The sequence below is a fragment of the Methylomonas sp. 2F7 genome, assembly GCF_057126975.1.
In genome coordinates this window covers 3868537-3883356 of the sequence record NZ_CP195203.1, presented here as the reverse complement: position 1 = coordinate 3883356, position 14820 = coordinate 3868537, and the positions used below count along the sequence as shown (strand labels likewise).

The following is a 14820-nucleotide window of genomic DNA, read 5'->3' as shown; positions in this document are numbered from 1 at the left end:
CCCAACTTTTATACTTGTAAATCAATGCTATGCCATCATTCGACATCGTTTCAGAACTCGACAGCCACGAAGTGACCAACGCAGTGGACCAGGCCAATAAAGAAGTCGCTACCCGATTTGATTTCAAAGGCTCCAATGCCTGTTTCGAACAGCAGGACGACAGCATCGTGATGAAAGCCGAATCGACCTTTCAACTGCAACAAATGTTGCCGATTTTGTATGCCAAAATGGGTAAACGCGGCATCGATATTTCCAGTTTGGAAAGTGGCAAGATTCAGGACACCGGCAAAACCGCTCAGCAACCTATCACCTTAAAGCAGGGTGTGGGCACCGATCTGGCGAAAAAAATCGTCAAGCTGATCAAGGACAAGAAACTAAAAGTCCAGGCCGCGATCAACGGCGATAAGGTGCGGGTGACCGGCAAAAAACGTGACGACTTGCAGGAAGTGATTCAAATGTTGCGCACGGAAGATTTGGAGCAACCCTTGCAGTTCAATAACTTTCGCGACTAGTTTCGGTTCCGAAGCTTTTAAGTTAACTAAGAGGGTTGTCGGCCGTCTCGCGGATTTGGATTCTTCAAGGACTTCCGTTTAATTCCTTCCGGCTGACCATGGAGGCCAGATAACAAGTTGATCTCGTTCGTGCCAGGCTTGCACAGTGAACCGCATCAACTTGTTCGAAGATTTCGTTAAAACTATCGGGGGAGAGCGATATGCGAACGGTAATGATCGGTCAAAAAGTGCCGCCCCTATCGGTTTCCGAATGGGTGCAGGGACAGTCTGTCAATTTCGAACAATTGCGTGGTCAAGTTGTGTTGGTGGCGGTGTTTCAAGTCAACTGTCCCGGCTGTTTTTTGTCTTGTTTGCCGCAGGTCTTGGCGTTAAAACAACGTTATGCCGAGAGCGGTTTGACCGTGCTGGGGTTGGCTACCGCGTTTGAGGACTTCGATAAAAATAATCTGCAAAATCTAAAACGCTTGGTTGAAACCGGCGAAGTGATCGGCGAAACCTTGCGAGTGTTAAGTGGGCGAGGTCTGTTGCAGGACGGCAAGTTACCGTATCGCCTCGATTTTCCGGTAGCAATGGATAGATTGACCAAGCGCGAATTTGGCAGTATCGAAAGCGAAATTGACGCTTTTATCAGCCAACGCTTGAGTGATTTGGAACAAGACATCGGTTTGCGGCAACCGCATGTGCGAGCGCAGGTAAAACAATATTTACAAACCCTGGATTATCACGCCGAAACCTTCGAATTTTTCCAGTTACAAGGTACCCCATCCTATATTCTGGTTGATAGAGCGGGCTTGCTGGTCCAATGTAAGTTTGGGGCGTATCCCGATCTGGAAACCGATATTCTCAAGCTGTTGTAACTCCCGTTCGGGTGCGCTAGGTTCGCTGCGTAGCCGCCAGATAGTGCGATAAACGGTATTGAATGCGGCCGGTGAATGTCACTCTGGCTCGCGCGGGGTTTTAGACGCAGCAGTTACAAAGCCAGCGACTGCTTATGACGAAATCTTAAGGCGACATCCGTGTCTAGTGTTAACGTTTTTTAGCTAGCCTAACCGGCCATTTCCGGATAAGTCAGGCTGGGGTATAGCAATACAACTTGGTCTTACTGGCTTACTTTGCGGCGCAAACCAGTCAGGCCCGCCAAAGCTGAGCCAAACAACCAGACAGCGCCAGGAACAGGCACTGCGGTTGATCCGCCTTCAACAAACGGCGTAAATACCAGACTTTGTGATGATTGTTTTTTCTCGATCAATGCGGAATCACCTACATTGAAAGATTCGGCGGTTAAGTCGTTTTGGATTCTGACGCGAACATCGGCATTACCCCAAGCAACAGGCGTATTCAACGTAGCCGAGGCCGACCAAGTGCTTAGCGGGCAGCCGGACGATGTGGCGCAGGAATCTGTCAATGGACCAGCGGAAAAGTTGGTCGCGATATGATCCACTCCATTCCACAGATTGGTTAAACGCAATTGACCGGATGCGTCGACCGAAGGCGCCAAGGTGATGCTGCCGGAACGATTGACCAGACGGTAGTCGCCGTTTTCCACCAGGCTTACGCCACTCAAACTCAGATTCGCATCGGGTCTGATGTCAAACTGCACGTTGCTGTTGGTGAACACCGTGCCTTGCGTACCGGTTGCTTGGGCCTTAAAGTTCAACGGCGAGAACAAAACGCTATTGCCGTCACCCGATAAAGTCGGGGCGCCAAACAAGCCTAAATTGGTATCGTCATAGATAGCCGTAAAGCCGTTACCGTCCAACGAAATTAATGCCGCCGAAGCGTTCCCGCTTAACATTGAAAGTACCCCGGCAAATGCCAGAAGCGAAGTTTTAAATTTCATAAAAGTCCCTAATAACTTTAAAAAGGCAAGTTGACTTCAAGTCGAACCATTAGCTTTCACTAAAGGCCTATCAAAGTCGGTTAAAGTTTGCTGGCCACATTGCGTTTGGAGCTTTTCAATGCGTTGCCGCTTCCATTGCCAGCTACCTACGTCCAGTCTTTTGTCGAGAAAAACTCGAATAAAAACAAAGTCGTCGGTATTCTTCCTAGAAATTCTGTCTTCGCGACCTAGCAGAGTTCCGGTCGGTGCGCAATCGTACGAATTGTCCAAGTCAAAACGGTTACCGAACCGTGAAGGTTTGAAGAAATGTATTACAAATGTATGCTGTCCATGGCAGGGATGGCTGTACTGAAAGCCTAAAGCGAGGCTTTGATTGTTTGAGACAAAGCCGATGAGCAGCGGACGATAATGCCAACCTATACCTAACAATTCAGGTCATGGTATGGTTGCGCGACTTTTTTATCCTTGCCGCTTTTTCAGGAAATGCCCATGACCGAACCCTTGCTGATCGCCAAATCCCAACTTGCCGAACTTTGTCTGTTGCCGGCCATGGCTAACCGCCACGGCTTGATCGCCGGCGCTACCGGTACAGGTAAGACCATCACTCTGCAAACCTTGGCCGAAGCGTTTTCACAAATCGGCGTGCCGGTATTCATGGCGGATGTGAAGGGCGATTTGTCGGGTATCAGCCGGACCGGCGGCGGCAATGCCAAAGTTGAAGCAAGGCTGGCAGAGCTGGGTATAGCCGCCGACTATGCGGCGATGCCGACGCTGTTTTGGGACGTGTTGGGTAAAAAGGGCCATCCTCTGCGTTCGACGGTGTCGGAAATGGGGCCGCTGCTTTTGGCGCGGATGCTGGATTTGAACGAGGTGCAAAGCGGCGTGCTTACCGCCGCGTTCAAGATTGCCGACGATAACGGCTGGCTGTTGTTGGATTTGAAAGACTTGCGGGCCTTGCTGCAATACGCGTCCGAAAATGCCTCCGAGTTGTCCGGCGAATACGGCAGTATCTCGGCGGCCAGCGTCGGCGCGATCCAGCGCGGTTTGCTGCAACTCGAGCATGAGGGTGGTGAGAATTTGTTCGGCGAGCCGGCTTTGGATTTCAACGACTTTCTGCAAACCGACGGCGGTAAGGGCGTGATCAATATTCTGGCGGCGGACACCTTGTATAACTCGCCGCGCGTCTACGCCACCTTGTTGTTGTGGCTGTTGTCCGAATTGTTCGAAAATCTGCCGGAAGCTGGCGATTTGGATAAGCCTAAATTGGTATTCTTCTTTGACGAAGCACATCTATTGTTTAACGACGCACCGTCCGCGCTGCTGCAAAAAATCGAACAAGTGGTGCGCTTGATCCGTTCCAAGGGCGTGGGTGTGTATTTTGTCAGTCAAAATCCCTTGGATATTCCTGACGTGATTCTCGGCCAGCTCGGCAATCGGGTGCAGCATGCCTTGCGGGCGTTTACGCCGCGCGACCAAAAAGCCGTGAAAGCGGCGGCGGAAACCTTCCGGGCGAATCCAGGTTTGGATGTTGAAACAGCCATCACCGAGCTGAGCGTTGGCGAAGCCTTGGTGTCTTTCCTCGACGAAAAAGGTACGCCGATGCCGGTAGAGCGAGCAATGATCAAGCCGCCTAGTTCCCGAGTCGGCCCTGCCAGCGATGCCGAACGCCAGGAATCGATCAGTACCTCCGTCATTGCCGGCCATTACGAAAAACAGGTCGATCGCGAATCGGCCTACGAAATTCTGAAAGGCCGCGCGGAAAAAGTCGCTCCGCCTGAGCCCGCCGCCGAGAATGGTGGTTCCGGCTCAGGTTTCAATTGGGGCGAAGTATTGCTGGGCGGCGTGGGCGCGGCTACCAAATCGCGGCGCGGTCGCAGCGGCGGGCAAAGTGTGCTGGAAGCGGCCGCGAAAAGCGCCGCCCGCAGTATCGGCCAGGAAGTGGGCAAGCAAATTATTCGCGGCGTGTTGGGCTCGTTATTAGGTGGTCGGCGCTAAGGCCTAAAACATTGCTGACATAACGCTGTCAGGAGGGCTGTTTTAGGATAACGGCTCTTTTAACCACAACGAGGACCACATCATGATCAACAACTTAGCCACTTGGTTTGAATTACCCGTCATTGATATGCCGCGCGCACAGGAGTTTTATTGCGGCGTTTTAAATGCATCGTTCAAGGAGGAGGAAATGAGCGGCTATCAACTGGGGATTTTCGATGCCGATGAAGGTGCCGTCAGCGGTATGCTGGTATTGGGCGAACATTATCAGCCTAGCGCGACCGGCGCGGTGGTGTATTTCAACGGCGGCACCGACTTAAATGAGCCGCTGGCCAAAGTGGAAGCAAATGGCGGCAGCATATTGATGCCGAAAACCCCCATTCACGACGGCGAATGCGGCTACTTTGCGATGCTGCTCGATAGCGAAGGTAACCGAGTTGGACTGTATTCCCCATCTTAACGGAAAATAAAACGGCGGGCAGTCTCGAATATGACTGCCCGTTCTGCAAATGCGCCGCGCTGACCGTCTGTTTCAAATCGTCCAAATCCTGCGTAATCGAAGGCTGGTTACCGCCAAAGCGCTCGCCGAGCGCCTGGAAGTATCCGAACGCACCATCTATCGCGACATCCAAGTGTTAAGCCTGTCCGGCATTCCTATCGAAGGTGAGGCCGGCGTCGGTTACATGCTCCGTCACAGTCTGGATATTCCGCCCATCATGTTCAGCGCCGCCGAACTGGAAGCCTTGGTAATCGGCGCGCGGATGGTGAAAACCTGGGCCGGCAAGGAGTTGGGACATTCCGCGCAGTCGGTGCTGGACAAAGTGACGGCGGTAGTGCCTACGGAATTGCGCGAACAACTGGAGCGCAGCAAATTATTCGCGCTGCGTTTTTCGCCGCGCGAAGATTTGGATGTGACCATGGATATTTGCCGCAAGGCGCTGGACGGCAAGCGTTTGCTATCCATGGATTACCGCCGTGCCGACGGTACCTTCAGCCAGCGGCGGATCAGGCCGCTGGGCTTATATTTTTGGGGCAATGTCTGGACCTTGGTGGGTTGGTGCGAACTACGCGGCGACTTTCGCAATTTCCGGCTGGATCGTATCCAGCAGGCCTTGGTACTGGATGAAGTATTTACCGACGACGCCGGGCAAACCTTGCAGGACTTTATTCGGCGGATGCATTGCCTGCCGCAGTGAGATTTCCGGTAACGCTACGATTCGGGTTGCCGAAAATCAGGTTTTCTCTATCATGTCCAATTTGACCGGTAGAATTGCCGGTATTTTCATTTCATCGACTCTCAACTGCTCCTGACTCATGACAACAATCAACATCCAACAAATGATGGCCGACAGCGGCGTGGCGTTCGGCACCAGCGGCGCGCGCGGCCTGGTTAGTCAAATGACCGGCGAAGTCTGCGCGGCTTATACGCTGGCGTTTATCCAAGGTTTAAATTTGGCGCGGCCTGGTCAAAAAATAGCATTGGGTATGGACCTCAGGCCGTCCAGTCCGGACATTGCCCAAGCGTGCGTGGCCGGCATTCGTCAGGCGGGCTGCGAAGTGGATTTTTGCGGCGTGTTGCCGACGCCGGCGCTGGCCTTGTATGCGTTGGCGAACGGTCTGCCGGCGATTATGGTTACCGGCAGTCATATTCCGTTCGACCGCAACGGCATCAAGTTTTATCGGGCCGACGGCGAGATCAGCAAGGCGGACGAAGCAGCGATGACTAGCGCAACAGTGGACGTGCAAACTGTTTCCGCCGAGCTGCCGCCAGTCAATCCGGCTGCGCTGACGCAATTTCGGCAACGTTACACCAGCCTATTCGGTCACGATTTGCTAAACGGCTGGCGAGTCGGCGTTTACGAACATTCCAGCGCCGCCCGCGATGTATTGAAAGACGTGCTGGCGGAATTGGGCGCTGAGGTAATCGGTTTGGAGCGCACAGATACCTTCGTACCTATTGATACCGAAGCGGTCGGCGAGGCGGATCGGCAACGCGGCCGCAACTGGGCTGCCGAATATAAACTGGATGCGCTGATTTCCACCGACGGCGACGGCGATAGGCCTTTGATCGGCGACGAAACCGGCGAATGGCTGCGCGGCGATATTGTCGGCTTGCTGTGCGCGAAGTTTCTCGGGGCCGATACTGTGGTGACGCCGGTGAGCTGCAATACAGCCATCGAGGCGTCCGGTTGGTTCAAGCAGGTAATCCGCACGCGAATCGGTTCGCCTTACGTGATTGCGGGCATGGAGCAAGTGCCAAGCGGTGGCGTGGCCGGATTTGAAGCCAACGGCGGCTTTCTGGCTGGGAACGGCTTGTCCGTGAACGGCAACGCCTTGGCACCATTGCCGACTCGCGATTCGCTGCTGCCGGCCTTGGCGTTACTGGCGATGGCTAGTACCCAAGGCGTGAAGTTATCGGGACTGTTGAAAGGCTTGCCGCAACGTTACACCGCCAGCGACCGTATCCAAGAGTTTCCGGTCGCTAACAGTCGGGCCTTGCTGGAACGTTTGCAGGCGGAGGCCACGGCTTATCGTAGCCTATGGGGCGATGAGCTTGGTGCGCCGGTAAGTCGCGATACTACAGACGGGCTAAGGTTGACTTTTGCCAATAGCGAGATTGTCCATCTGCGCCCCTCCGGCAATGCGCCGGAACTGCGTTGTTATGTTGAAGCCGACGACATGGCGCGCGCTGAATCACTGGTTAGTTCCACGTTAAAACGGATTGCCGGGGTTTGAGAAATTGTATGGCACGTCAGTAATAGCGTTAATCAGCCGTTAAGTTTGGCTGGGGTATTCTGTCCCCGCGTTAATAACTATTACTAAGGAGTTTCACCATGCAACACAAAAATGTATTTTTGGCTTCACTGTTGTTAATTTCTGGCTCCGCTTTCGCCGAAAGCTCTGTTTTAGGCGGTATTGCCAAGCAAGCCGCGACCAACGCCGCCACAGCGGCAGTGCCGACTGCGGTGCCGGGCGCGACAACGGCAGTCCAGGCTGTCGAATCCGCGGGCGCGGCAAAACAGGCTGTACAAACAGCGCCTGGCGTGGTTAAGGATCAGGCCCAGGATGCGGTGAAAGACGCCGCGCAGCAAAAAGTGGAGCAGGCGGTGCCGGCGGAAGCCAAGCAAGGCGTGGAAACCTTGAAAGCCGGCAAGGAAGCGGCAACGGATCTGAAAGGCAAAGTCGATGCGGCACCTAAATCAACCGGCGAAGCGACCAGCGTAGTAAAAGGCAAGGCTAAAGAAAAAGCCGCCGAGAAAGCGCTGGATCTATTGAAATAACAACTGTAGCTTGACGCGGAAACCTCTGCATTCGAGGTTTCCGCTCACTTAATCGCTAAAATCCTCGTACTGCTCACCGTCAAGCTGACGGTGAGTCCTCATTTATCGAATCACTTCCCGATTTTTCAACGCAACGTAAATCTCATCGACGTTGTATTGATCGCAATCGAAGCTTAGATCGGCGGCAGCCGGTTTTTCGTCCAGGCACAAGCACAACAAACCGGCGTTTTTGATCGCATTTGCCAGAGCATCGTTCGCTTGTTCCAACACCGTCGTGGCATGGCCGGTGTCGAACAGTTTGCGTTCCAGCTGATAAGCCACTTGCTGGGCATTGGTGCCGCTCAAGGCGATGATGCTGGCGGTTTGGCTGAAACGTATCGCCCGCTCGGCCGCGGACACCGGCGACCAGTCTTCCGCGCTGGCGTCGCCGGTAATCATGCCGGCGCCGACCGTGACGTTAGTCAGGCGGTCTATGACGATGAACGAACCAGTGGTTTTATTGCGTTTGTAAGGGTCGAACACCACCGGCGCATTGACCGTCACAGTGCAGGAGCCGATTTCGTTTAGCTTTAATTCCATGGCATCGTGGTGTTCCAGCGTATTCACGTCGATGCGGTGATGAATCATCGACACCGAGCCGGACACGCTGCGCGTCGCCAGTTTGATCACATACTGCCGGCCTGGGACCATGGCTTGCTCAGTCATCCAGACGATAGTGGCTTTGAATTTGTCGGCGATGCTGGGTGCGGCTTGCTGTTGACCCAGGATGATGTCGCCACGGCTGACGTCGATTTCGTCTTCCAAAGTCAAGGTTACGGCCATAGACGCAAAAGCTTGCTCCAAGTCACCGTCGAAAGTAACGATGGATTTGATTTTGCTGGTTTTACCTGATGGCAATGCCGTGATTTGATCACCTTTTTTGAATACGCCGGAAGCGACAGTGCCGCAAAAGCCGCGAAAATCCAGGTTGGGGCGGTTGACGTATTGCACCGGAAAGCGGGCGTCGTCGAAATTGTGGTCGCTGGCGATTTCGATGCTGTTCAGCAGTTCCATCATCGGCATGCCGGTAAACCAGGGCATATTTTCGCTGGGGTTGACCACGTTATCGCCGTCCAATGCCGACATCGGGATGAAATGTACGTCGTGCAGATCCAGGGTTTTCACAAACGCCAGATAGTCGTCCTGAATCTTGTGGTAAGTCTCTTCGCTATAGCCCACCAAGTCCATTTTGTTGATCGCGACGATGATGTGTTTCAAGCCCAACAACGAGGCGATGAAGCTGTGGCGTTTGGTTTGGGTTTGCACGCCATAACGAGCGTCGATCAAAATCACCGCCAAATCGCAAGTCGACGCGCCGGTCGCCATGTTGCGGGTGTATTGCTCGTGGCCCGGAGTGTCGGCGATGATAAATTTGCGGGTTGAAGTCGAAAAGTAGCGATAAGCCACGTCGATGGTGATGCCTTGCTCGCGCTCGGCCTGCAAGCCGTCAACCAGCAAGGCCAAATCGATCTTGCCGGCGCCGGTGGTGCCGGACTTGACGCTGTCGGCTTGTACTGCGGCCAATTGATCTTCGTAAATCATTTTCGAGTCGTGCAGCAAACGACCAATCAAGGTGCTTTTGCCGTCGTCGACATTGCCGCAGGTTAAAAACCGCAATAGCTCTTTACGTTCGTGTTGCGCCAGATAGGCGTTGATGTCGGTGCTGATGAGATCGGATTGGTGGGACATGGGATTCCTAAGTGCCTTATTTGTTTAAAAGGTGCCGCGCTTTTTTTATAAAGCGCTTACTTGCAATATTGTTTTAATAAGTCGGCTAGTTCGTCACGACTCAATTGCCGGGTTGCTACATTAATTACCCATTCGTAGAGCTGGATGTTGTCCATCGCCGGTTGTTTATGGTTGGCAGCCAGAAAAACCAGCATACAAGCAGCGGCGGCTCGCTTGTTGCCGTCCAAAAACGGGTGGTTATTAGCGAGCGAATAGCAATATTGAGCGGCAGTTTGAAAAATGTCGCCGCTGTAATGCCAGGTTTGTTGGGCTGCGCCGAGCGCCGATTCCAGCAATGATTCATCTCTAATGCCTTGCGTACCGCCGAAGCGTTCTATTTGTTGTTGATGTATCGTTAATGCCAGGGTTTTCGAGATATAAAACAAGTCGGGCATTGTTACTGCGCCAATTTTGCAAAGGCGTCTGCATATTGATCCATCAATTGTGCATGGATATTTAAGGCTTCTTCATCGTCAATTGCTGGCTTGCCTAATGATTCCTGCTGTTTTTGTTCCAAAAACAATACGAAATCCAAAACCTCGGCTTGCAGACGGGGCTCGAGTCTCACAAGATGCTGCTGTATTTCTTCATGTAATTGCATGAGTAACTCGCTAAAAGACTTATCGACACCACTGCTTTTCACAGGGAATGCCGTCATTGTTGCCATCCATTTTTGTGTCCGGACAGTTGTTGATGAAAAAAGTCGCTTCCTCGCAAGAAGTCATTTGCGAGCAATAAGTGCGGCCATCGCATACATATTTTTGTGAACGTTGCTCCGCGGCATTGCCAGTTGGCGCAGCATCCGCTTGCTCTGAGTTTGAACCGTTACGGAAAAAGCTCTTAACCTTATCGGTTATTTTGGACACAGGCTGTTGCTCGGCTTTGACTTCTGCAAGCGGCTTCAAATTCGCGGTCTTGCGATCAACTTTGGTATCGCAAGCGGTGTCTGAATAGACGATGCGGCCATTTGTATCGGTGCATTTATAAACTGCGCCTAAGCTATCCGCCGCATACAGAACGATAAACACCAATAACAAACTTTTGATCGCCATGTTCGCTGTCAACGCAGTGCCGGGCTGCTAGAAGTAGCCTTCGCGCTTCTTCTGTTCCATCGAACCTGCCTGATCATGATCAATCAAGCGGCCCTGACGTTCGGACGTGGTGGTCAGCAGCATTTCCTGAATGATTTCCGGCAGGGTGGTCGCAGTCGATTCAACCGCACCGGTCAAGGGGTAACAACCCAGCGTGCGGAAACGGACCATTTTCATTTCAACTTTATCATTCGGGCCGATCGGCATGCGCTCGTCATCGACCATGATCAGCATGCCGTCTTTTTCGACCACTGGCCGCTCTTTGGCAAAATACAAAGGTACGATGGGGATATTTTCCAGATGAATATATTGCCAAATATCCAGTTCGGTCCAGTTGGATAGCGGGAAGACGCGGATAGACTCGCCCTTATCGACTTTGCCGTTGTAGATGTTCCAGAGTTCCGGGCGTTGATTTTTCGGGTCCCAACGGTGATTTTTATCGCGAAACGAATACACCCGTTCCTTGGCGCGGGATTTTTCCTCGTCGCGGCGCGCCCCGCCGAAGGCTGCGTCGAACTGGTATTTGTTTAGGGCTTGTTTCAAGCCGTCGGTTTTCATCACGTCGGTATGTTTTTTACTGCCGTGCGTGAACGGGCCTATGCCTTGGGCGACACCTTCTTCGTTGATATGCACGATTAAATCCCAGCCCAGATCTTTCGCCATGTTGTTGCGAAACTCGATCATCTCCCGAAATTTCCAGGTGGTATCGACATGCAATAAGGGGAAGGGCGGTTTGCCGGGGAAGAAAGCTTTGCGCGTCAGATGCAGCATCACTGCGGAATCCTTGCCGATTGAATACAGCATGACCGGCTTTTCAAATTCCGCCGCCACTTCGCGAATGATATGGATGCTTTCTGCTTCGAGCTGTTTCAGATGGGTTAATTTATAATCGGTCATCAAATATCCGGGGCGCACGGCCATGTTTGCTGTGAAGTGTAAGCCCGCTATTTTAAAGGCAAACCCCCATCGACGCTATCGGCAAAGCTTATGAGAAAGATACATGGACTGGAAAAACTGGTTGAGCAACAGCCAGCGCGACTAAATGCGCAAATACTCGCCGAGCTATTGCTGACCGATTTGCACCAGTGCCGTTGCAGTATTTACGGCACTATCGGCGATGACGACAGGGTATTGCTGGCGCAGCTGGCTTTGTTGCCGGGCGGCATTGAATACGAGATGTTCGATCAGCGTATCGATTTGGTCGTCGCCGGGCCGATACTGCGCAACGATTGCGTGCCCTTGGTTTATCGCCTGCAAGGCGAGCAGTTTGCGCTCAGCGGCCGCTGCTCGATGATCGCCAGGGTCTGTGGTGTGGATTTATATTTGCAGCGCAGTTATACCGGGGTGGTCGGCGACATCGCCCGCCAGAAATTCGCTATTCCGCTCAAGCCGCTGTTGCAAATGCTGTAGCGCTTTAGTCGGCACCCCGATAAATCCGGCACTGCGGCGGATTTGGGGTACCATGAGGTTCAGGTCCCGCGCATCTTCGCGGGCCATTGGGCAGGATGGCGACGGAGTTGGGCAGATGAAATTCTATGATCGCAGTCGTAGCCTTTGCGAGTGGGAGCGGGTTGAGGAATGGCGCGAGAAAATGCGCGTTAGCCTGGCGGCTCAGGAAAGCAATAAAGTGTCGCCGTTTCATTTGTTATCGATAACGGGGGTGTCGGCCGCGGAACAACGCTTGTGCGCTGATCTCTGGTTGAAAGATCGCATCGATGCTAGTGCGCTGGAACGAGCCGATCTGGCTTTTAACTACCCTACGAGCAACCGGCCCAAAATTCGTTTGGGCTATTTGTCCAGCGATTTTCATGAGCATGCCACGGCATTTTTGCTGGCGGAGTTGTTCGAGGCGCATGATCGAGAGCAGTTTGAAGTGTATGCCTATTCTTATGGGCCGGACGACGGCTTGGGTATGCGCCAACGGCTCTGCGAGTTTTTCGATAGCTTTGTCGATCTGCAAGCACTGTCTTTATCCGAAGCCGCCCAAGCCATCCACCGAGATAACATCGATATTCTGATCGATCTAAAAGGCTATACCCGCGGCACCCGTACCGAAATCCTCAGCTACCGGCCGGCGCCGATTCAGGTCAACTATCTGGGTTATCCCGGCACTTTGGGCGGCGATTTTTGCGACTACATCATTACCGATCCTTACCTGACGCCAGCCGCCAGCGCCGCCGATTACAGCGAAGCCTTTGCTTACTTGCCCGACAGCTATCAACCGCACGGTCGGCATGCCGAAATCGGTAAGCCCACCAAGCGCGCGCAACATGGTTTGGACGAGCACAGCTTCGTCTTTTGCTGTTTCAACCAGGCCTATAAAATTACCCCGGAAGTGTTCGATATTTGGTGCAGACTGTTGTATAGCGTGCCGGGTAGCGTGTTGTGGTTGTTAAAAAATTCCAAAGCCAAAGGCCGGCTCAGAAACGAAGCCTATCAACGCGGCATTGCGCCGGATAGATTGATATTTGCCGACGATTTGCCGCAGGTCGAACACTTGGGCCGCCTGGCCTTGGCCGATCTGGTGCTGGATACCCAACCTTACAACGCGCATACCACCGCCAGCGATGCCTTATGGGTGGGGGTGCCGATAGTCACTTGCGTCGGCGATACCTTTGCATCGCGGGTGGCTGGCAGTTTGCTGTATGCGATCGGTTTGCCGGAATTGATAGCCGCCGATTTGGAAGGCTATTACGATTTGGCCCTGGAACTGGCGACCAACCCGGCACGCTTAAGCGAAGTCAGGCAAAAATTGGCAGACAATCGCTTAAGCACACCACTGTTCGATATCAAGGCTTATACCCGACATTTGGAAGCCTTGTACAAAACCATGTGGCAGCGGCACGTCGCCGGCGATTTGCCGATAGCCATCGGCCAAACCGAGCCGCGCTTATAGCTGACTAGTGACCCAGCGCACGATGTCTTGCGCGCTCAGTGCGCCGGCTTGTCTGGCCAGTTCTCTACCGCCTTTAAACAAAATCAGAGTGGGAATACTGCGAATGTTGTAACGGGCGCTGAGCTGTTGCTCCGCTTCGGTGTCGACTTTACCCAACCGAATCCGTGGTTCCAAAACCTGAGCGGCTTGGGCAAAAGCCGGCGCCATCATTTTGCACGGTCCGCACCAGTCTGCCCAGAAATCCACCAGCAGTGGAATATCGTTGCGTGCCAGATGTATTTCAAAGCTTTTCGCAGTCAACGCCAAAGGATGGCCGCTGAATAATTCTTGGTGGCATTGTCCACATTTTGGGCTTTGCGACAGACGGGCCGCCGGCAGGCGGTTTACCGCTTGGCAATGTGGGCAGACTAAATGTAGGGATTCGCTCATATTGTGTTCTCGAATATAAGTATCGGCGAATTGATTCGCCCGTCAAAATTAAGCGATTATCGCCACAAACCGCCGATGCGCCAACGCGCTGGCCGGACAATCACCCGGCTACCGTAAGCCGGCGCGATGAACGGTTCGTGCCAAAGGGTTTGCAGCCGGCTGGGGCTCAAGGCTTGCAGGCGGCGTACCCGTTCAGCGGTCGGCGGATGAGTGCGCAGCCAAGACGGTACCGGATTGCCCCAGCCTGGCAGTAGTATCGACTTCCAACCACCGCTGACTTGTTCGATATGCGCCAAGGCTGTCGCCAAGCCCAGTGGATCGCCGGTCAGCGCCGCCGCATTCAGGTCGGCATCGTATTCGCGGATGCGCGATAAGCCCAACTGCATCAATAAGGCCAAATGCGGCGAAAACAGCAGCAGCAACAAGCCAGGCCAATTGATTTGAAAGCTGATTTCGCCGAACAGCAGCAAAGGGATGGACAGCAACAAAAACAACTGTCCGGTGGCGGCGAATAAAGCGGTAATCCGGCTAATCGCATCGGCCAAACCCATCACCCGCAAATCGTTATTGGCGATATGCGCCATTTCGTGCGCCAACACGCCGGCCAGTTCCCGCGAGTTAAGTTGCTTGAATAATCCATCGGTCAACGCAATTGCCGATTGTTGGCGGCTGCCGACCGCAAAGGCATTGATAAGCGGGCTGGGAATGTAATACGGCGCCGGAACGCTGGGCAGTTCGGCGCGTTCGGCCAGCACCTGTAGCATTTGCCACAGCGCCGGCGCTTCTTGCGGATGGATAGGCCGCGCGCGATAAAGACTTAGCGTCAAGCGCCAGGCCGCCGCCGGTTCGAAGATCAGCGCAAATACGCCGGTCGCCAAGGCGATCCAGATGCCTTCTTCCCCAAACAACAGGCTGCCGGCCAAGGTGCAGATTGCCAATAGTGCCAACATTAATAGCACTGTTTGCAGGCGGTTAAGCCAGCTATGACGATGCCATTCGATGCTCTGCATAG

At 53.4% G+C, this 14820-nt stretch carries 17 protein-coding genes; 9 read left to right on the top strand and 8 right to left on the bottom strand.

The features are described 5' to 3' along the window. Positions 1-29: 29 nt before the first annotated feature. A complete protein-coding gene (locus ACR64Q_RS17490; protein WP_026602211.1) occupies positions 30-512 on the top strand; it encodes a YajQ family cyclic di-GMP-binding protein in 483 nt (160 codons plus the stop codon). A 200-nt stretch (positions 513-712) separates the two neighbouring features. Beyond that, complete coding sequence (locus tag ACR64Q_RS17485; RefSeq protein ID WP_036275903.1) at positions 713-1369, top strand: redoxin family protein; 657 nt, start codon at positions 713-715, stop codon at positions 1367-1369. Positions 1370-1611: 242 nt separating this feature from the next. On the opposite strand, the gene ACR64Q_RS17480 is transcribed toward ACR64Q_RS17485, so the two are convergent. After that, positions 1612-2352, bottom strand: a complete 741-nt coding sequence (locus ACR64Q_RS17480) for a VPLPA-CTERM sorting domain-containing protein (protein ID WP_026602209.1) — start codon at positions 2350-2352, stop codon at positions 1612-1614. A gap of 489 nt (positions 2353-2841) precedes the next feature. Between ACR64Q_RS17480 and ACR64Q_RS17475 the strand changes: the two genes are divergently transcribed. The 5 genes from ACR64Q_RS17475 to ACR64Q_RS17455 all read left to right on the top strand — a co-directional run bounded on the left by ACR64Q_RS17475 (position 2842) and on the right by ACR64Q_RS17455 (position 7625). After that, positions 2842-4347 (top strand): helicase HerA-like domain-containing protein, encoded by a 1506-nt coding sequence (locus ACR64Q_RS17475; protein ID WP_026602208.1) that lies wholly within the window; start codon positions 2842-2844, stop codon positions 4345-4347. A gap of 82 nt (positions 4348-4429) precedes the next feature. Then, positions 4430-4804, top strand: coding sequence for a VOC family protein (locus ACR64Q_RS17470; RefSeq protein ID WP_026602207.1), 375 nt, complete (start codon positions 4430-4432; stop codon positions 4802-4804). Between the two features lie 49 nt (positions 4805-4853). Next, the gene (locus ACR64Q_RS17465; RefSeq protein WP_026602206.1) at positions 4854-5540 is read left to right on the top strand and encodes a helix-turn-helix transcriptional regulator; all 687 of its coding nucleotides are present in this window, start codon (positions 4854-4856) and stop codon (positions 5538-5540) included. A gap of 118 nt (positions 5541-5658) precedes the next feature. Continuing rightward, positions 5659-7080, top strand: a complete 1422-nt coding sequence (locus tag ACR64Q_RS17460; protein WP_036275900.1) for a phosphomannomutase — start codon at positions 5659-5661, stop codon at positions 7078-7080. Positions 7081-7178: 98 nt separating this feature from the next. Next, entirely contained in the window at positions 7179-7625 is a 447-nt protein-coding gene (locus ACR64Q_RS17455; RefSeq protein ID WP_313732562.1) for a hypothetical protein, read from the top strand. 102 nt (positions 7626-7727) lie between these two features. Here ACR64Q_RS17455 and cysN read toward each other — a convergent pair whose 3' ends face one another. The 5 genes from cysN to cysD are packed head-to-tail and all read right to left on the bottom strand — an operon-like array spanning position 7728 to position 11380. Further along, positions 7728-9353, bottom strand: a complete 1626-nt coding sequence (gene cysN, locus ACR64Q_RS17450; protein WP_313732561.1) for a sulfate adenylyltransferase subunit CysN — start codon at positions 9351-9353, stop codon at positions 7728-7730. 56 nt (positions 9354-9409) lie between these two features. Beyond that, positions 9410-9787, bottom strand: coding sequence for a type II toxin-antitoxin system death-on-curing family toxin (locus tag ACR64Q_RS17445; RefSeq protein WP_313732560.1), 378 nt, complete (start codon positions 9785-9787; stop codon positions 9410-9412). 2 nt (positions 9788-9789) lie between these two features. Further along, positions 9790-9993, bottom strand: a complete 204-nt coding sequence (locus ACR64Q_RS17440; RefSeq protein ID WP_026602201.1) for a hypothetical protein — start codon at positions 9991-9993, stop codon at positions 9790-9792. Positions 9994-10012: 19 nt separating this feature from the next. Further along, complete coding sequence (locus ACR64Q_RS17435) at positions 10013-10420, bottom strand: excalibur calcium-binding domain-containing protein (protein ID WP_313735034.1); 408 nt, start codon at positions 10418-10420, stop codon at positions 10013-10015. 51 nt (positions 10421-10471) lie between these two features. Continuing rightward, the gene (cysD, locus tag ACR64Q_RS17430) at positions 10472-11380 is read right to left on the bottom strand and encodes a sulfate adenylyltransferase subunit CysD (protein WP_036277398.1); all 909 of its coding nucleotides are present in this window, start codon (positions 11378-11380) and stop codon (positions 10472-10474) included. Positions 11381-11470: 90 nt separating this feature from the next. On the opposite strand from cysD, the gene ACR64Q_RS17425 reads away from it, so the two are divergent. Together ACR64Q_RS17425 and ACR64Q_RS17420 are read left to right on the top strand one after the other, a co-directional pair. Beyond that, positions 11471-11893 (top strand): hypothetical protein, encoded by a 423-nt coding sequence (locus ACR64Q_RS17425; RefSeq protein WP_313732559.1) that lies wholly within the window; start codon positions 11471-11473, stop codon positions 11891-11893. Positions 11894-12008: 115 nt separating this feature from the next. After that, complete coding sequence (locus ACR64Q_RS17420; RefSeq protein WP_313732558.1) at positions 12009-13379, top strand: O-linked N-acetylglucosamine transferase, SPINDLY family protein; 1371 nt, start codon at positions 12009-12011, stop codon at positions 13377-13379. On the opposite strand, the gene trxC is transcribed toward ACR64Q_RS17420, so the two are convergent. Both trxC and ACR64Q_RS17410 read right to left on the bottom strand, forming a co-directional pair. After that, positions 13374-13808: a thioredoxin TrxC gene (gene trxC / locus ACR64Q_RS17415; RefSeq protein WP_313732557.1), complete on the bottom strand. Its 435-nt coding sequence runs from the start codon at positions 13806-13808 to the stop codon at positions 13374-13376. The two genes, ACR64Q_RS17420 and trxC, sit on opposite strands and share 6 nt — an antisense overlap. Positions 13809-13864: 56 nt before the next feature. Then, on the bottom strand, positions 13865-14818 hold the full coding sequence (locus ACR64Q_RS17410; protein WP_313732556.1) for a zinc metalloprotease HtpX: 954 nt from the start codon (positions 14816-14818) through the stop codon (positions 13865-13867). Positions 14819-14820 lie beyond the last annotated feature (2 nt).